At 69.5% G+C, this 16,456-nt stretch carries 16 protein-coding genes; 9 read left to right on the forward strand and 7 right to left on the reverse strand.

Going from position 1 to position 16,456, the window contains the following annotated elements; genetic code table 11:
* The 4 genes from GXW79_RS18060 to GXW79_RS18075 all read left to right on the forward strand — a co-directional run bounded on the left by GXW79_RS18060 (window position 1) and on the right by GXW79_RS18075 (window position 4,237).
* Window positions 1–600 carry a thiamine pyrophosphate-dependent enzyme gene (locus tag GXW79_RS18060; RefSeq protein WP_246504101.1) on the forward strand — a complete coding sequence of 200 codons (600 nt, stop codon included), beginning with the start codon at window positions 1–3 and terminating at the stop codon, window positions 598–600.
* Between the two features lie 315 nt (window positions 601–915).
* Window positions 916–1,884 carry a tripartite tricarboxylate transporter substrate binding protein gene (locus GXW79_RS18065; protein WP_246504102.1) on the forward strand — a complete coding sequence of 323 codons (969 nt, stop codon included), beginning with the start codon at window positions 916–918 and terminating at the stop codon, window positions 1,882–1,884.
* Between the two features lie 11 nt (window positions 1,885–1,895).
* Window positions 1,896–2,870, forward strand: a complete 975-nt coding sequence (locus GXW79_RS18070) for a hydroxyacid dehydrogenase (protein ID WP_211875841.1) — start codon at window positions 1,896–1,898, stop codon at window positions 2,868–2,870.
* Window positions 2,867–4,237 (forward strand): MmgE/PrpD family protein, encoded by a 1,371-nt coding sequence (locus GXW79_RS18075; protein WP_211875842.1) that lies wholly within the window; start codon window positions 2,867–2,869, stop codon window positions 4,235–4,237. The genes GXW79_RS18070 and GXW79_RS18075 overlap by 4 nt, the downstream gene beginning before the upstream one ends.
* Window positions 4,238–4,265: 28 nt before the next feature.
* On the opposite strand, the gene GXW79_RS18080 is transcribed toward GXW79_RS18075, so the two are convergent.
* Window positions 4,266–5,045, reverse strand: a complete 780-nt coding sequence (locus GXW79_RS18080) for a glycerophosphodiester phosphodiesterase family protein (RefSeq protein ID WP_211875843.1) — start codon at window positions 5,043–5,045, stop codon at window positions 4,266–4,268.
* 112 nt (window positions 5,046–5,157) lie between these two features.
* Here GXW79_RS18080 and GXW79_RS18085 point away from each other — a divergent pair, with 112 nt between their 5' ends.
* Window positions 5,158–6,213 carry a TRAP transporter substrate-binding protein gene (locus GXW79_RS18085; protein ID WP_246504103.1) on the forward strand — a complete coding sequence of 352 codons (1,056 nt, stop codon included), beginning with the start codon at window positions 5,158–5,160 and terminating at the stop codon, window positions 6,211–6,213.
* The gene (locus GXW79_RS18090) at window positions 6,214–9,069 is read left to right on the forward strand and encodes an ATP-binding protein (RefSeq protein WP_211875844.1); all 2,856 of its coding nucleotides are present in this window, start codon (window positions 6,214–6,216) and stop codon (window positions 9,067–9,069) included.
* 4 nt (window positions 9,070–9,073) lie between these two features.
* Here the strand turns inward: GXW79_RS18090 and fcl are convergent, their stop codons facing one another.
* Window positions 9,074–10,021 carry a GDP-L-fucose synthase gene (gene fcl / locus GXW79_RS18095; RefSeq protein ID WP_456315837.1) on the reverse strand — a complete coding sequence of 316 codons (948 nt, stop codon included), beginning with the start codon at window positions 10,019–10,021 and terminating at the stop codon, window positions 9,074–9,076.
* A complete protein-coding gene (gene gmd, locus GXW79_RS18100; protein WP_367614954.1) occupies window positions 10,014–11,114 on the reverse strand; it encodes a GDP-mannose 4,6-dehydratase in 1,101 nt (366 codons plus the stop codon). The genes fcl and gmd overlap by 8 nt, the downstream gene beginning before the upstream one ends.
* Window positions 11,115–11,256: 142 nt before the next feature.
* On the opposite strand from gmd, the gene GXW79_RS18105 reads away from it, so the two are divergent.
* Both GXW79_RS18105 and GXW79_RS18110 read left to right on the forward strand, forming a co-directional pair.
* Window positions 11,257–12,096 (forward strand): alpha/beta fold hydrolase, encoded by an 840-nt coding sequence (locus tag GXW79_RS18105; RefSeq protein ID WP_211875846.1) that lies wholly within the window; start codon window positions 11,257–11,259, stop codon window positions 12,094–12,096.
* The gene (locus GXW79_RS18110) at window positions 12,093–12,971 is read left to right on the forward strand and encodes a DMT family transporter (RefSeq protein ID WP_211875847.1); all 879 of its coding nucleotides are present in this window, start codon (window positions 12,093–12,095) and stop codon (window positions 12,969–12,971) included. The genes GXW79_RS18105 and GXW79_RS18110 overlap by 4 nt, the downstream gene beginning before the upstream one ends.
* 307 nt (window positions 12,972–13,278) lie before the next feature.
* On the opposite strand, the gene GXW79_RS18115 is transcribed toward GXW79_RS18110, so the two are convergent.
* Together GXW79_RS18115 and GXW79_RS18120 are read right to left on the reverse strand one after the other, a co-directional pair.
* Entirely contained in the window at window positions 13,279–14,634 is a 1,356-nt protein-coding gene (locus GXW79_RS18115; protein WP_211875848.1) for an LLM class flavin-dependent oxidoreductase, read from the reverse strand.
* A gap of 64 nt (window positions 14,635–14,698) precedes the next feature.
* Complete coding sequence (locus GXW79_RS18120; protein ID WP_211875849.1) at window positions 14,699–14,842, reverse strand: hypothetical protein; 144 nt, start codon at window positions 14,840–14,842, stop codon at window positions 14,699–14,701.
* Between the two features lie 162 nt (window positions 14,843–15,004).
* Here GXW79_RS18120 and GXW79_RS18125 point away from each other — a divergent pair, with 162 nt between their 5' ends.
* Window positions 15,005–15,202 (forward strand): hypothetical protein, encoded by a 198-nt coding sequence (locus tag GXW79_RS18125; protein ID WP_211875850.1) that lies wholly within the window; start codon window positions 15,005–15,007, stop codon window positions 15,200–15,202.
* Window positions 15,203–15,299: 97 nt separating this feature from the next.
* Here the strand turns inward: GXW79_RS18125 and rutD are convergent, their stop codons facing one another.
* Together rutD and rutC are read right to left on the reverse strand one after the other, a co-directional pair.
* Window positions 15,300–16,073 (reverse strand): pyrimidine utilization protein D, encoded by a 774-nt coding sequence (gene rutD / locus GXW79_RS18130; protein ID WP_211875851.1) that lies wholly within the window; start codon window positions 16,071–16,073, stop codon window positions 15,300–15,302.
* Entirely contained in the window at window positions 16,070–16,456 is a 387-nt protein-coding gene (gene rutC, locus GXW79_RS18135) for a pyrimidine utilization protein C (RefSeq protein WP_211875852.1), read from the reverse strand. The genes rutD and rutC overlap by 4 nt, the downstream gene beginning before the upstream one ends.

Here is a 16,456-nt window from a genome sequence, read left to right on the forward strand (position 1 = left end):
ATGCTGACCAAATCCGGAAAACTCGACCGACGCGCGCTGTGCACCGCCGTCCTCTCTGACCGCGGCGACATGCTCGTCATCGCCGGCCTCGGCGCCCCCGCCTGGGACATCACGGCCGTGGGCGACTGCGCCGAAAACCTTCCCCTCTGGGGCGGCATGGGCGGCGCCGCCATGATGGGCCTCGGCCTGGCACTCGCGCAGCCCAGCCGCACCGTCCTCGTCATCACCGGCGACGGCGAAATGCTCATGGGCCTCGGCGCACTCGCCACCATCGCCGTCTCCCGCACGCCCAACCTGTCCATCCTCGTCCAGGACAACGAACACTACGGCGAAACCGGCATGCAGGAGACCGCCACCAAGCACGGCGTCGACCTGGTCGGCATGGCACGCGCCGCAGGCTTTCCCCACACCATGCTCGTCACCACGCCCGACGAAATCCCCGCGCTGCGCGCGGCTATCCACGCCAAGAACGGCCCTCTCTTCGCCGTGGCCAAGATCGACGCCGGCACCCTGCCCCTCGTCCTGCCGCCCCGCGAAGGCGCCTACCTCCAAGCGCGGATGCGCGAGGCCGTGCTGGGCAAGGCGGCACACACGGCGTGAAGGCGAGGCAAGGAAGGCCAGGGGCGCTGCCCCTGGACCCCGCGAGGATCGTGTCGATCCTCGACCTCCCTTTGTTGGTTCTTGGATTGGGAAGGGTGTGACCATGGCTGATGGAGCGCCGGGTTCGGGAGGGGGGCGCAGCGCGCTTTCGGCATCAAGGGTGCTCCCATGATGCGCCCCCCTCCCGAACCCGGCATCAACCGCGAAGGCGCAAACCCCTTCCCCACCCAGAGCCAACAAATGGAGGGGTCCGGGGATCGACACGATCCCCGGCGGGGTCTGGGGCAGCGCCCCAGCCTTTCTCGCCGCGCGCTCATGGCGCTGTTCGCCGCGTCGCCGACCACCGCCCTCGCGCAGCCCTCCTGCCGGGTGTGTCGCGAGGGCGACTGGGTGGCGCAGCGGCCGATCCGGTTGGTCGTGCCGTATGCGCCGGGGGGCAGCACGGATGTGACGGCGCGGCTGTTGGCCGAGGCGATCGGGGTGCGGCTGGGGCAGCCGATCGTGATCGAGAATCGCGCGGGTGCGGGCGGGAATATCGGGGCGGAGGTTGTGGCGCGGTCGGCGCCGGATGGGCATGCTTTGGTGTTCACGACGAGTTCGACGCATGGCGCGAACCCGGCGCTGTATCGGCGGATGCCGTTCGATGCGATGCGGGATTTCGCCCCCGTATCGCAGGTGGCGTTCGTGCCGAATATCTTTGTGGTGCACCCCGGGGTGCCGGCGAACACGCTGGCGGAGTTCATCGCCTTGGCGCGAGCGCGGCCGGGAGCGCTGAATTATGGGACGTCTGGGCCGGGGACGTCGCAGCACCTGGCGGCGGCGTTGTTCGCGGCGCGAGCGGGGATCGTGATGCAGCATGTGCCGTATCGGGGTGGGGCGCCGGCGGTAACGGATTTGCTCGGCGGCAAGTTCGAGATCATGGCGTCGCCGCTGGTCGAGGTGATCGAGCATATCCGCGCGGGGCGGTTGCGGCCGCTGGCGGTGACGACGGCGCGGCGCGCGGCGCTGGTTCCGGACGTGCCGACGGTGGCGGAGACGCTGCCGGGCTATGAGGTGGCGCTGTGGAATGGCGTGCTGGCGCCGGCGGGCACGCCGGTCGATGCAGTGCGGCGGATTGCACAGGAGATCCAGGCCGCACTGCGCACGCCGGAGCTGCGCGAGCGCCTGGCGCAGCAAGGCAGCGAGCCGGTCGGCAGCGGGCCCGAGGAATTCGCCAGTTTCATCGCCGCCGAGCTGCCCAAATGGGCCGAGCTCGTGCGCATTTCCGGCGCCAGCGCCGATTAGGGGTTTTGACCATGCCGCATGTGTTGTGCCTCCGCGCCATCCATCCCGAAGCCATCCAGGCGATGCGCGATGGTGGCTGCACCGTGGAGATCCTCGAAGACCCGACGCCGGCTTCCATGGCCGAGGCGCTGCCGCGTGCGGAGGCGATCACCGTGCGGCTCACGCCCATCACGCGCGAGGTGATCGGGCGGGCGGGGAAATTGCAGATCGTGGCGCGCCATGGCGTGGGGTATGACGCCGTCGATGTGCCGGCGCTGACCGAGCGCGGCATTCCGCTCACCATCACGCCCGAGGCCAATGCGGTGAGCGTGGCCGAGCACGCGATGATGCTGATGCTCTCGATCGCGCGGCGGGTGACCGGGTATGACGCGAACATGCGCAAGCCGATCTGGGGCACCACGCCGGCGCTGCCGACCATCGATCTTGCGGGGCGCACCCTGCTGATCGTGGGGTTCGGGCGCATCGGCAGCCGGGTCGCGAAGCGTGCGGCCGCCTTCGACATGCGCATCCTGGTGAGCGACCCCAAGGTGCCGCGCAACACCATCCGCGGCCTGGGCTATGAGCCGGTGAAGGACATGGGCGAGGCGCTGGCGGCGGCGGACATCGTGACGCTGCATTGCCCCTCCAACGCCGAGACGCGGGACATGGTGAATGCGGAATTCCTCGCGAAGATGAAGCCTGGCGCATCCCTGGTGAACACCGCGCGCGGGACGCTGGTGGTGGAGGATGCGCTGGTCGCGGCGCTGAAATCCGGCCACATCGCGGCGGCAGGTCTCGACGTGTTCTATGAGGAGCCGGTGACCACGCAGCTCGCGCTCATGGGGCTGCCCAATGTGATCCTCACGCCGCATGCGGCGGCGGGCACCAAGGAATCCATGCGCCGGATGGCGCTGAGCTGCGCGGAGAGTATTCTGGCCCGCTTCTTCGGCACGCTCGATGCCGACAGCGTGGTGAACCCCGAGACCCTGCCGCGGAGCAACGCATGAACCCGCTTCTGATCCTCGCGGAACACGCCGCCAGCTGGCGCGATGGCCCGCTCTCGCCCGAGGTCGAGCATCACGCGCGCCGCGCGCTGGTGGATTGGTTCGCCAACACACTCTCCGGCGCCTCGCGCGCGCCGGCCACGCTGATGTCCGAAGCACTCGCCGATGAGACGCGCGGCGGCGGCGGCGCCTTCTGCTATGTCAGCGGCAAGCGGGTGCCGGTGCGTCACGCCGCACTCATCAACGGCACGGCCAGCCACACCGTCGAATTCGACGACATCTACCGCTACGCCGTCTATCACCCGGGATGCCCGACCATCGCGGCGGCCCTGGCCATGGCGCAGTCGCGTGGCGCGGAGATGCCGCAGCTGCTGCGCGCGATGGCGGGCGGGTATGAGGTCGGCTGCCGCATCGGTGTGGCCGTGCAGCCCAGCCATTACCGCTTCTGGCACACCACCGGCACGATCGGGAATTTCGGCGCCGCCGCGGCGGTCTCCATCCTCCTGAGATCGGATGCCGAGCACACGGCGCACGCTATTGCCACGGCTGCGACCATGGCGAGCGGCCTGCAGCAGGCCTTCCGCGGCGAGGGGATGAGCAAGCCGCTGCACCCCGGCCACGCGGCCGAAGCCGGCGCGATGGCCGCGATGATCGCCGCGCGCGGTGTCACCGGCGCCCTTGATGTTCTGCACGGCCCGGCGGGCTTCGCCGCGGCCACCAGCGAGGATACCGGCAAGTGGGAGAAGGCGCTGGCCGGCATCGGGAAGCCCTTCGCGATCACCGACATGACGTTCAAGAATCACGGCTGCTGCGGGCATATCTTCGCGGCGTTGGATGCGGTGCGCGACCTCCAGCGCGAACACGGCTTTAATGCCGATGCCGTGCGCGCCATCGCCGTCGCCGGCTATCGCGCGACCAAGGACGTCTGCGACCGTCCCAGCGCGCGCACCGAGCAGGATTGCCGCTTCTCCACCCAGTTCACCGTTGCCACCATGCTGCTCCATGGCGGCGTCCGCCTGTCCGCCTTCGCGCCGGAGCGCCTGGCCGACCCCGCGATCCGCGCGCTGATGCCGCGCATCACGGTCGCGATCGACCCCGAATGCGACGCCGCCTTCCCGAACGCACGCAGTGCCAAGGTCGCGATCACGCTCGCCGATGGCCGCGTGCTGGAGCGCCACCAGAAGACCCGCAAGGGTGATCCCGACGCGCCGCTCTCCGATGACGACCTGTCGGAGAAGTTCCTCGAGCTTACCGTGCCGGCGGTGGGCGAGATCGCGGCGCGCAAGCTGCTCGAGCAGCTTTGGACTGGCAGCGCGCTGCCCGGCGCGGTGCCGCTGCTGGGCTCGGAGACGCGCGCCGCGGCCGAGTGAGGGTCGTAGTCTTCCTCTGGTCGCGGGCCTAAGCGTTTACGGCGATGCCGCCTTCACCCATCCCACCCGCGCCGCCGCGCAGCGCAAGGGCGAGGCGCGGATCATCAGTCGCGAAGCCCACGATCCCGAGTGCGAGCATGCGGCGGATTTGTGCCTCGTCATTGGCGCCCCAAGCGTTCACCGCGAGCCCGGCCTCGGCCAAATGCGCAACCAGCGCGACGTCGAGCGTCTCCGCGCTGAAGCCGATGTCGTGGAAACCATGCACGGCCGCGGTCGCAACCACCCCCTCGATGCCGATATCGCGCAGCGTGCGACGGTCCACCAGCCAGGACACGCCGTGCAGGCCGCCGGCTGCCAGCGCCTCGGCCATCGCTGGCGCCTGGAAGCCGATCAGCACGCTGCGGCCGCGCAGCCCAGCACCATCGATCACCGCGAGCGTCTTGGCCACGATCCCGGGATACGGATGCCCCGCGGCGTCGGTCTTGATCTCGATGCGCAGCCGCGGTCCGCCATCGCGATACAGCGCGGCGAGGTCGGCAAGTGCGGGGATGGTGCCCGCATCGGCGCCCTTGAGCGCGATGGCGCGCAGCGTCGCCATGCTATGCGCGGCGACCGGGCCTCGCGCCTCGCTCATCCGGTCGAGCGTCGCGTCATGGATGATCACAACCTCGCCATCGGCGGAGAGATGCACGTCGCATTCGGTCTCGTCGACAGCGAGGTCGCGGGAGCCGATGAAGGCCCTCAGGCTGTTTTCCGCCCAGAGCAGCGCGCCGCCACGATGGCTGATGATGTCGGGTCGGTCCTGCATGCGTCGCCCTCTTTACCTGCTCTGTTGAAGGTCGTTTAAAGGATTGCGCGTAAAAGTTGCATTGCCCGGGTCGTTGCGGTGAATTACTCCCGCCAGGGAAGGGGGGTCCACGTTGGTCGATTCGAGATCCTGGTCGCTGCTGTTCCTGGCGCTCGCCCTTTTTGTGGCGCGGCCGGCGTTGGCGCAGCCTGATCCGATCCGCATCAAGATCGTGGGCGGCCTCGCCGATGTGCGGCAGTTCACCACCTTCGAGGAGCCGTTCTGGCGCGAGCGCATCCCCGCCGCGACCGGTGGGCGCGTGGTGGCAGAGATCTCCGCCTTCGACCGCAGCGGCATCCGCGGGCAGGAGGTGCTGCAGCTGATGCGCCTCGGCGTCGTGCCCTATGGCACCGCGCTGCTGGCACTGGCCGCGACCGAGGAGCCGGAGCTCAACGGCGCCGACCTCGTCGCGGTGAGCCCGGACATGCCGGCGCTCCGCCGCACCGTCGCGGCCTACCGGCCGCACCTGCGCGAGATCCTGGCCGAGCGCTACGGACTGGAGCTGCTGGCGATCTACACCTACTCCGCCCAGGTCCTGTTCTGCCGCAACCCCTTCACCGGACTGTCCGACCTGCGCGGCCGGCGCATCCGCACCTCCTCCGTGGGCATGTCCGAGGCGGTCGCGGCACTCGGCGCGGTGCCGGTGGTCACCCCCTTCGCCGAGCTGATGCCGGCGATGCGCAGCGGCCAAGTCGAATGTGCGGTGACTGGCACTCTGTCCGGCAATGGCATCGGGCTGCACGAGGTGAGCACGCATGTGCACAGCCTCGCACTCACCTGGGGGCTGTCGATCTTTGCGGTCAACCAGGCGGCCTGGATGGGGATGCCGGAGGATCTGCGCGGCATCATCGCGCGCGAGATCGGCGTGCTGGAAGCGCGCATCTGGGACGCCGCCGCGGAGGAGACTGGCGATGGCCTCGCCTGCAACAGCGGCGCCACGCCGTGCCGGATGGGGCGGCGCGGCAGGATGACGCTGGTCCCGGTGAGCCCGGCGGACGAGGCGCTGCGCCGCCGCCTGCTGTCCGAGACGGTGCTGCCCGGCTGGGTGCGGCGCTGCGGCGTCGAATGCGTCGATGCCTGGAACCACACCATCGGCCCCGAGCTCGGGCTGATGGCGAGCCCGGAATAGATGCAGTACAGCGCCCGCCTGCTGCGTATCGGCATTATCCTGGCCGTCGGTGCGCTGCTGCTGGCCCAGCTGGTGGCGACCGCGGTGATGGTGGGTCAGGCGCGAGAAGCCCAGGACACCGCCGCGCGCGAGACGGTCGAGCGCGTCGCCAACGGCGTGGAGGCGTCGATCAACCGCGCCTTCGTGCAGGTCGATTCCATGCTCGCGGCGCTGCCCGCGGTGCTCGCGCCCTTCGCGCGCGACGGGCTGCTGGACGTCCCGACCGTGAACCGGCTGCTGCAGGAGCTGAACAACCAGAGCTTCACCTACCGCGACGTGCTGCTGTTGCAGTATGATGGCGTCCCCGTCGCGGCCGCGCTGCCGCTCTCCCGCCGTCGCCGGCTGCCGCCGCAGCTGCAGGAGGATTTCGCCCAGGTCGCCCAGCGCGCCGGTACGGTGTCGTTCGGCGGCCCGGTCAAGAACCCGCTCACCGGCGAATGGTCGCTGTATTTCGCCCGCAGCCTCAACATCCCTGGCCTCGGGCCGGTGCTCGGCGTGGCCGAGGTCCCGCTGCCGCTGGTCCAGACGCTGCTCGCGGTCGGCGGCGACCGTGCCGGGCTGCGTGTCACGCTCGAGACAGTCGAGGGCAAGCTGATGGCCTCGCTGCCGCTCGACGAGCTGCGGCTCGGTGAGGGCGTGGCGCAGGGCGCGCGTGCCTGGGCCGGGACCGAACGCAGCGTCGCGGTGCTGCCCTCGCGCTTCGATGGCCACGACGTCTTCGCCCTGGTTCGGCCGACGCTCTATCCGGCGCTGGTGGTGGCCACGACCTTCGACGTCGACGTGGCGCTGGCCGACTGGTACCGCGACCGGCGGCGAGCCTGGCTGGTCTCGGGCGCCTTCGGGGCGCTGCTCATCGCGATCGCGACGGCGCTCACCATCGTGCAGAGCACGCGCGAGCGCGCCGAGAACGAGCGCGCCCGCGCCCGGCGCACGCTCGAAAGCGCGCTCGAATCGATGTCCGACGGCTTCGTCATGTTCGACGCGCAGGACCGGCTGATTGCGTGCAACAGCCGCTACAAGGATTTCTACCGCGTCAGCGCGCCGCTGATCGTCCCCGGCGCGATCTTTGAGGATATCCTGCGCGAGGGCGCGCGGCTCGGCCAGTACCCGCAGGCGGGCCCTGACATCGATGCCTTCGTGCGCCGTACCAAGGAGTTCCATCGCGGCGACAAGCCGCCGATGGAACGTCTGCTGCCCGATGGCCGCTGGGTGCTGATCACCGAGCGGCGCACCCCCGACGGCGGCACCGTGGGCATCCGCACCGAGATCACCGCCCTCAAAAGCGCGATGGCCGAGCTCGCCGCGGCACGCGACGCGGCCGCGGCGGCGGGGGCGGCGCGCATGGCCTTCCTCGCGCGCATGTCGCATGAGCTGCGCACGCCGCTGAACGGCATCCTGGGCTTCGCGCAAGTGCTGCTCGACGATCCGCGGCTGGCCGAGGACCAGCGCGACCACGTGCGCATCCTGCACAGCGCCGGCGGCCACCTGCTCGCCCTCGTCAACGGCCTGCTCGACCTGTCCAAGATCGAGGCCGGGCGGATGGAGCTGGCGCTGCGCCCGGTGCGGCTGCTGCACCTGCTCGAAGGCTGCGTGGCGCTGCTGCGCACCGAGGCGGCGCGCAAATCCATCGCGCTGCGGATGGATTTCGACCCGGCGCTGCCGGCCGCGGTGATGGTCGACCCGACGCGGCTGCGCCAGATGATCCTCAACCTGATGTCGAACGCGGTGAAGTTCACCCCGGCTGGCGGCGTGGTGACGCTCGCGGTGCGCCCGCTGCCCGAGGGCGAGCTGCGCTTCGAGGTGCGCGATACCGGCCCGGGGATCGCGCCCGACCAGCGCACGCGGCTGTTCCAGGATTTTGTGCAGCTCGCCGGCACCGGCGCCGACGAGGTGGAGGGCACCGGGCTGGGTCTCGCCATCACCGCGCGGCTCGCCGACATGATGGGGGGCCGCATTGGCTGCGACGGCGCGCCGGGCGAGGGCTCGGTGTTCTGGATCGAGATCCCGCTGCGCCAGGCGGAGACGCCCCCTCCGTCCGCGCTGCCTGCGCTGCCGCGCGCCACGGTGCGCGCGATGCGCCTGCTGGTGGTCGACGACATCGCTGCCAACCGGGAGGTCGCGCGCGCGCTGCTGCGGGCCGACGGGCACAGTGTCGAGACCGCCTCGGACGGCGCCGAGGCGATCGAGCGGGTGGCCGCCGGCGGCATCGACGCGGTGCTGATGGATTTGCAGATGCCCGAGATGGACGGGCTGGAGGCGACGCGCCGGATCCGCGCGCTGCCGGCGCCGATGGGCGAGGTGCCGGTGCTGGCGGTCACCGCCTCCGCCCTGCCCGAGCAGATCGACGCGTGTCGCGCCGCGGGCATGGATGGCCATCTCGCCAAGCCGATCGTGCGCCACGCGCTGGCCGATGCGCTGGCCGAGCTTCGCGTCGCGGCCGCGCCCGACGCCGGCGAGGACCGCTCGGGGCTGCCGCTGCTGGACAAGGCGGTGCTGGACGGATTGCGCAAGGAGCTGGGCGAGACGGTCGCGGCAGACATCATCGCGGAGTTCCGCGCCGAGCTCGACGAGGTGCGCGCCCTGCTCGACGATACCGCGCTGGATGGCGAACAGGCGGCGCCGCGGCTGCGCCAGCTCGCGCATCGCGCGCTCGGTGCGGCGCGCAACCTCGGTGCCACGCGCCTTGCCGAGAAGGCGCTGGCGCTGGAGGTCGCGGCGCGCGATGGCGAGGCGGTCGTGCTGCTGCGGTTGATGGCGGTGACGGTCGCGGCGGAAACCGTGGCCCGCATCGAGGCGCAGCTCAGCCCGGCGCTGTGATGCGTCAGGCGCGCAGTTCGGGCTGGTCCAGGAACCAACGGTAAGTCTCGGCGAGGCCCTGCTCAAAGTCGATCGCGGCCTTCCAGCCCAGCGCATTGATCCGCGCCGTGTCCATGCGCTTGAGCATGGTGCCGTCCGGCTTGGTGTGGTCCCACAGGATATCGCCGCCGAAGCCGGTCACGCGGGCCATGGCTTCGGCGAGGTCGCGGATGGAGATGTCGCTGCCCGTGCCGATATTGAGGTGCGGCGCATCCGAGTAGTGCCGCAGCAGGAAGACGCAGGCCTCGGCGAGGTCGTCGACATGGAGGAATTCGCGCCGCGGCGTGCCGGTGCCCCAGCAAGTGACGGAGGCATCGCCACGCGCGGTGGCCTCATGGAACCTGCGCATCATGCCGGGGATGACGTGGCTGCGCTCGGGGTGGAAATAGTCGTTCGGGCCGTAGAGGTTGGACGGCATGGCGGAGATGAAATCGGCGCCGTGCTGCTTGCGGTAGGCCTGGCATAGCTTGATGCCGGCGATCTTCGCCACCGCGTACCACTCGTTGGTGGGCTCGAGCGGGCCGGTGAGCAGGCTGTCCTCCGGGATCGGCTGCGGCGCCTCGCGCGGGTAGATGCAGGAGCTGCCCAGGAACAGCAGTTTGGCCACGCCGACGCGCTGCGCGGCGTGGATCAGATTCGCCTCGATCATCAGGTTTTCGTAGAGGAACTCGGCCGGGTAGGTGTCGTTGGCGAGGATGCCGCCGACCTTGGCGGCGGCGACCACCACCACGTCCGGACGGTGCTCCGCCATCCAGTCCTCGACCGCGGCCTGGCGGATCAGGTCGAGCGTATCGCGCCCCGCCGTCATCACCTCGGCGCCTTCATGCGAGAGCCGGCGCACGCAGGCGGAACCCACCATGCCGCGATGCCCGGCGACGAAGACGCGGCGGCCTTCCAGCGCGAACTCAGCCACCCGAAGCATCCGCCAGCATGATGCCGACCGGCGTCTCGCCCGCCGGGCGGGCACCACGGAGTTCGGCCAGGTCATGGGCCACCATTTCGGCCACCATCTCCGGCAGCGTCACGGTGTGGCGCCAGCCGAGCTGGCGTTGCGCCTTGGCCGGGTTGCCGATCAGCAGGTCCACCTCGGTGGGACGGAAATAAGCCGGGTCGATGCGTACGAGTACGCGCCCGCTCTGCGTGCACACGCCACGCTCGGCGACCCCCGTGCCGTCCCATTCCAGCGTCACGCCCGTCTCGGCGAAGGCGCGCTCCACAAAACTGCGCACCGTGTGCGTCTCGTTGGTGGCGAGCACGTAGTCGTCGGGCGTGTCCTGCTGGAGGATGCGCCACATGCCCTCGACGAAATCGCGCGCATGGCCCCAGTCGCGCCGGGCGTCGAGATTGCCCAGGAACAGGCATTCCTGCTGGCCGAGCGCGATCGCGGCCGCCGCGCGGGTGATCTTACGGGTGACGAAGGTCTCGCCCCGGCGCGGGCTCTCATGGTTGAACAGGATGCCGTTCGAGGCGTGCATGCCATAGGCCTCGCGGTAATTCACCACGATCCAATAGGCGTAGAGCTTGGCCGCCGCGTAGGGGCTGCGCGGATAGAAAGGCGTGGTCTCGTCCTGCGGCACCGCCTGCACCTTGCCGTACAGCTCGCTGGTCGAGGCCTGGTAGAAGCGCGACTTCTGGGTGAGCCCGAGGATGCGGATCGCCTCGAGCAGGCGAAGCGTGCCGAGGCCATCCGAATTGCCGGTGTATTCGGGTGTCTCGAAGCTCACCTGCACATGGCTTTGCGCACCGAGATTGTAGATCTCGTCGGGCTGCGTCTCCTGCAGGATGCGGATGAGGTTCGTCGCGTCCGTGAGGTCGCCATAGTGCAGGAACAGCCGCGCCGCCGGGTCGTGCGGGTCGGCGTAGAGATGGTCGATCCGCTGCGTGTTGAACGAGGAGGAGCGGCGCTTGATGCCGTGCACGATGTAGCCCTTCGCGAGCAGCAGCTCCGCGAGGTAGGAGCCATCCTGGCCGGTGATGCCGGTGATCAGGGCAGTGCGTGCGCTCACGATATTCTCCTTCGGGCCGGGCAGTATGCGCCCGCCGGAACCAATCCTCCGGCTAACATAGCAGAGAGTGGCGCGGAAGCCGTTGAGACCGCGTGGCCATGCCCCCTGGACGCGGCGCGCCGGCCATGCGGCGATAGCGGACATGACCCAGACAGAACCCCTCCCCGAGCTCGCCGCCGGCGCGTCGCGCATGACCACTCCCTGCGGCGGCGTCGCCGACGGCCTGTGCTGGTATCGCTGGGGCCCGGATGCAGGCATTCCCGTGGTGCTGTTCCATGGCGGCTCTGGCTCCTGGCGGCATTGGGCGCGCAACATCGCGGACCTTGCCGCTCGTCGCCCGGTGATCGCGCCGGACCTGCCGGGGCTGGGCACCTCGGCCATGCCCGACGATCCCGCCGGGCCGGAGGAAGCCGCCGCCGCGCTGCTAGCGGGCCTGCCGGGCATCGTGCAAGGTCGCTTCCACCTGGTGGGGTTTTCCTTCGGCGCGATGGTGTCTGGCCTGGTCGCGGCCGAAGCACCCGGCCTCGCCTCCCTGAGCCTCGTCGGGCCGGCAGCACTCGGCACGCCGCGCCAGCCCGTGCCGCTGGAAAAGCTGCGCGACAAGCAAGGCGAGGGCCGACGCGAAGCGCATCGCGCCAACCTCCGCGCGCTGATGCTGCACAACCCCGACACCATCGACGACACGGCCATCGGCATCCAGGAGTGGAACACCATCCACGCACGCCTGCGCAGCCGCGGCTTCGCCACCTCGACCCGCCTGCGCGACGCGCTGCCGCGCATCGCCGCCCCCGTGCAGGCGATCTGGGGCGCGCGCGACCAGGTCGCCTACCCGGCCCTGGATGAACGCGTGGACGTGCTGCGCGCCGCCCGTCCCGACGCCACCATCACCCTCATCCCCGACACCGGCCATTGGGCCGCCTACGAGGCACCCGACGCCGTCAACGCGCTGCTTCAGACATTCATCGCGCGCCACGATCGATGACCGGAATCCCCGCCTCGGGCGGCGTCCTGGCCGGCATGGTCTGGATGGCGGTCGCCGGCATCCAGTTCAACATCCTCAACGCCTTCATGCGCGGCATCGCGATCGACCTCGGCGGCTTCGAGGCGCAATTCCTGCGCTACTCCGCCGGCTTCGCCGTCATGCTGCCCTTCATCCTGCGCACCGGGCTGCCGCGCTGGCGCCCGCACAGCCTGCGCGGCCAGGCGTGGCGCGGCGTCGTCCACACCGCCGGCCTGCTGCTGTGGTTCTGGGCACTCCCGCACGTCCCGCTCGCCGAACTCACCGCCATCGGCTTCACCGGGCCGCTGTTCATCATGGTCGGTGCCGTCATCTTCCTCGGCGAGCAGGTCATCCTCGCGCGCTGGATCGCGGCCGGCGTCGGCGCGCTGGGCGTGGCCATCGTCGTGGGCCCCGGCATGTCCACCGGCGGCGGCTTCTGGGGCCTCGTCATGCTCGCCTCCACGCCGCTGTTCGGCGCCTCCTTCCTCATCACCAAGGCACTCACCCGCTACGACCGCCCCGAAGTCATCGTCGTGTGGCAAGCCATCACCGTCTCGCTCTTCACCCTGCCCTTCGCCATCCCCCACTGGACCTGGCCCACTGCCACCCAATGGGGGATCGTCCTTGTCGCCGGCATCCTTGGCAGCAGCGGACATTACTGCCTCACCCAGGCCTTCCGCATCGCCGACATCTCCGCCACACAACCCATCAAATTCCTCGACCTGCTCTGGGCCTCCCTCCTCGGCTTCGCACTCTTCGGCGACATCCCCACCACCCCCACCCTGATCGGCGCCGCCCTGATCTTCGCGGCAACCTGGTGGCTGGCACGGGTCGAGGCGCGGAGGATGGGGAGGTAGGGAAGCAAGGCGGGGGGCTCCGCCCCCTCGACCCCCGCCAGGAGCCTAGAGGCCCCTGGACCCGCTTTACTTGGTGCTGGTTCTGGGAGGTGGGCTCTGGACTTTTAGCAGGGCCTGTCATCGGGAGAGGGTGGCAGGCGCGCGCTCACAGAACCAGAGCTCACCTCCGGCCACCCTCTCCCGATGACAGGCATCACCGCCAACGACCCAAAACCAACCCTCCCAAGACCTAGAACCAAATAATCCGGGTCGAGGGGCCTGCAGGCTCCTCGCGGGGTCCAGGGGCAGAGCCCCTGGCCTTGCTTGCCTACTTCTTCCAATCCCCCGCGCTCGGCCGTGCCAGCCCGAGGTTTTCGCGCAGCGTCATGCCGGCGTAGTCCTGGTGGTACAGCCCGCGGCGTTGCAGTTCGGGCACGACGAAGCGGGCGAAGTCTTCGAAGGCGCCGGGGCTGTGGGTGGCGACGAGGACGAAGCCGTCGCAGGCCTGGCTGGTGAACCATTCTTCCATCTGGTCGGCCACGTCGGTGGCGGTGCCGCAGAAGATGGGAAATTCGCGGATGGTGCCGCGCCCGGAGAAGTGGACGAAGTCGCGCACGGTGGGGTTGGGTTTGCCGCTCATGGCGACCACGCGTTCGCGGAATCCGGTCCAGGAAATCTTCGCCAGTTCCGCATCGGTGAATTCGCTGTCGAGGTCCTTCGAGGCGAAGTCGAAATTGGTGACTTCAGAGAGCAGGACCAGCGCATCGATGGGTTTGGATAGTGCCAGGACCGCGTCGCGCTTGGCCTCGGCGATGGCACGGGTCTCGCCGACGCAGACATAGCAGGCCGGCGTGATGGTGACCTGGCCAGGGTCGCGGCCGGCCTCGCGCACGGCGGATTTGATGGCGGCGTATTGGCGGCGGCCGGTTTCGATGGTGGGGAAGATGACGAAGATGAGCTCGCCCCAGCGTCCGGCGAAGCGTTGGCCGCGGCCGCTCTGGCCGGCTTGGATGAGGACGGGGTGGCCTTGCGGAGAGCGGGGGACGGAAAGCGGGCCGCGGGAATGGAAGAATTTGCCGCGGTGGTTGAGTGCGTGGACCTTGCTGCTGTCGGCGAAGCGGCCGGTGGCCTTGTCGTTGAGGATGGCGCCGTCTTCCCATGAGTCCCACAGGCCCATGACGACTTCGACGAATTCATCGGCACGGTCATAGCGCAGGTCGTGTCCGAGGTGTTCGGCGCGGCCGAAATTGGCGGCCTCGGAATCATTGAGCGAGGTGACGATGTTCCATGCGGCGCGGCCGCGCGTCATCAAGTCGAGTGTCGCGAACAGGCGCGCGACGTGGAAGGGCTCATAGTAGGTGGTGGAGTAGGTCGCACCCAGGCCCAGCTTCGTGGTGGCGCACCCGATCGCGGTGAGGATGGAGATCGGGTCCATCTTGACCACGCGGATGCCGTTTTCCACGGCCTCGCGATGGTCGTGGCCGAAGATGTCGGGCATCGCCAGGCGGTCATCAAAGAAGGCGAGGTGGAACTTGCCATCTTCGAGCACGCGGCCGAGGCGCTGGAAGTAGTCGGGCGTCAGGTAGTCCGTCGCGGCGGCGGGGTGGCGCCAGGAGCCGGGCGCGATGGAGCAGTTTTGCGCCTGCAGAAAGCCGACCATCGCGATCTGGCGTGGGGCGGTCATGGTGTTTCCTCGCTTTGTTGCGGCGAGGGTAGGCCATGATCGGCGAAGGCGGAAACCTGATGGCTCAGCGCGTCTCGACAGAGAGGGTGCGGCCGCCGACGCTGACTTCGACGCCGCTGCGATGGCGCTCCTGATAGAAATAGTAGCCGGCGGCGCCCGCGACCAGGCAGACGATGGCGACGGTGAGGATGACGGCGTTGTTTCTCATGACCTGCGTTCCATTCCATGGAGCAGCCAAAAGGGGCGGGCTCTCGAAAGCGAGAACGTCTTGCGAGCGTTCCGGTTTCCCTAAATTCCGAAAGGTACGGTCGGTGATTGAGCAAGGAACAGCCTAGAGGTAGTTCGCTATTTGTTCTAGGTTCGTCGCACGATGCCGGACGGACCTGCCCACGCCACAACCACGCTGCCCTGGCTCGCCGCCGGGACGCAGGATGCGATGCGCGCCGCCTGGGTTGCGGCGCATCCCGACCGGGCTGAGGCGGCGGCGCGGGACGTGGTCCTGGCGCGCCACCCGGCGCTGCCCTTCTCCCTGCTCGACGAGGCGGTGGAGTTGGTGACGCGGCGCTGAGGCTATTCCGATGGCTTATCCATATCCTCGCTGCTGTTGGCCGTCGTGCTGGGATTTGTGCAGGGCTAGCCGGGTTCGTCGGCGGGGCGAAGGCGCCTCAGCCGCCCCGCAGGAAGGACGCCAGCGCGGTGTTGAACGGCTCCGGATGCTCGACGGTGAAGGCGTGGCCACCGAAATTGGTGAGCCAGAGCTGCGCGTGCGGCAGACCCGCCGCAAGACGTTCGGAAGCGGTGTAGGGCACCAGCAGATCGTCGCGCGACGCGGCGACCAGCGTCGACGCAGTGATGCGCGGCAGGTCGGCCGTCGCGTCGAAGGCGCGCAGCGCGCCGATGCGACGCATCAGGTTTTCCGCACCCTGGAAGTGTGTGGTGCCATGCGCAATCTCGGTTGCGATCTTCTCGTGGTGGGCGGAGAGGTAGGGCGCGGTGTGCAGGAACAACGGTTGTGCCGCGACATAGGCGGCCGGCCCTTGCGTGTGCAGGATGCCGAGGCGGATGTCGAAGCAGCGTTCGGTGTGGCGGTCCACCTTGGCCCAGGCATTGACCAGAGCAAGCCGGCCCACGCGCGCGGGGTGGCGGCGCGCCATCTCCAGCGCGACCAGGCCGCCCAGCGCGTGGCCGAGGATGTGGGCGCGTGTGGTGCCGCTGGCATCCATCACCGCGGCCGCGTCGTCGGCCATGTGCGCGATGGAGTAGGGCTCCGGCAACGCCTCGGCATTGCGGCCGGTACCGCGCTGGTCGAACAGCAGGATGCGGAACTGCGCGGCCAGCGCCTCCATCTGCGGCGCCCAGAAGGCCGCCGCGCCGCCGAGGCCGGCGGAGAGCAGCACGGTCTCCGCTGCGTCCGCCTTACCGGCGACCTCGAACTTCACTTCGCGATATGTGCGATGGAGGCGATCTCGACGACCGCGCCCGGCTTCACCAGGCCGCACTGGATGCAGTAGCGCGCCGGCTTGTCACCCGGGAAATACGTCGCGTAGACAGCGTTGAGTGCTGCGTAGTGCGACCAGTCGGCCAGGAAGATGTGGTTGAACACCACGTCGGCCATGGTGCCACCGGCGGCCTCGACGACGCCCTTGATCGTCTCGAGCACCACCCGCGTCTGCGCCGTGGCATCGCCGGGGTGGAGGACGTTGTTCTCCTTGTCGAAGGCGAGCGTGCCGGAGACGTAGAGGACCCCATCGGCGATCGCACCGGGCGAATAGGGCGCGAGCGGCTTGCCGGAACCGGCGGGGATGACGGGGGCGAAGGGCAT

Source organism: Plastoroseomonas arctica, from assembly GCF_018128965.1.
GTDB classification, from domain to species: domain Bacteria; phylum Pseudomonadota; class Alphaproteobacteria; order Acetobacterales; family Acetobacteraceae; genus Plastoroseomonas; species Plastoroseomonas arctica.

Coding starts and splice junctions, on each gene's coding strand:
- GXW79_RS18060 (WP_246504101.1), top strand. CDS start 1: ATGCTGACCAAATCCGGAAAACTCGACCGACGCGCGCTGTGCACCGCC.
- GXW79_RS18065 (WP_246504102.1), top strand. CDS start 916: ATGGCGCTGTTCGCCGCGTCGCCGACCACCGCCCTCGCGCAGCCCTCC.
- GXW79_RS18070 (WP_211875841.1), top strand. CDS start 1,896: ATGCCGCATGTGTTGTGCCTCCGCGCCATCCATCCCGAAGCCATCCAG.
- GXW79_RS18075 (WP_211875842.1), top strand. CDS start 2,867: ATGAACCCGCTTCTGATCCTCGCGGAACACGCCGCCAGCTGGCGCGAT.
- GXW79_RS18080 (WP_211875843.1), bottom strand. CDS start 5,045: ATGCAGGACCGACCCGACATCATCAGCCATCGTGGCGGCGCGCTGCTC.
- GXW79_RS18090 (WP_211875844.1), top strand. CDS start 6,214: ATGCAGTACAGCGCCCGCCTGCTGCGTATCGGCATTATCCTGGCCGTC.
- GXW79_RS18105 (WP_211875846.1), top strand. CDS start 11,257: ATGACCCAGACAGAACCCCTCCCCGAGCTCGCCGCCGGCGCGTCGCGC.
- GXW79_RS18110 (WP_211875847.1), top strand. CDS start 12,093: ATGACCGGAATCCCCGCCTCGGGCGGCGTCCTGGCCGGCATGGTCTGG.
- GXW79_RS18115 (WP_211875848.1), bottom strand. CDS start 14,634: ATGACCGCCCCACGCCAGATCGCGATGGTCGGCTTTCTGCAGGCGCAA.
- GXW79_RS18120 (WP_211875849.1), bottom strand. CDS start 14,842: ATGAGAAACAACGCCGTCATCCTCACCGTCGCCATCGTCTGCCTGGTC.
- GXW79_RS18125 (WP_211875850.1), top strand. CDS start 15,005: ATGCCGGACGGACCTGCCCACGCCACAACCACGCTGCCCTGGCTCGCC.
- rutC (WP_211875852.1), bottom strand. CDS start 16,456: ATGCCCTTCGCCCCCGTCATCCCCGCCGGTTCCGGCAAGCCGCTCGCG.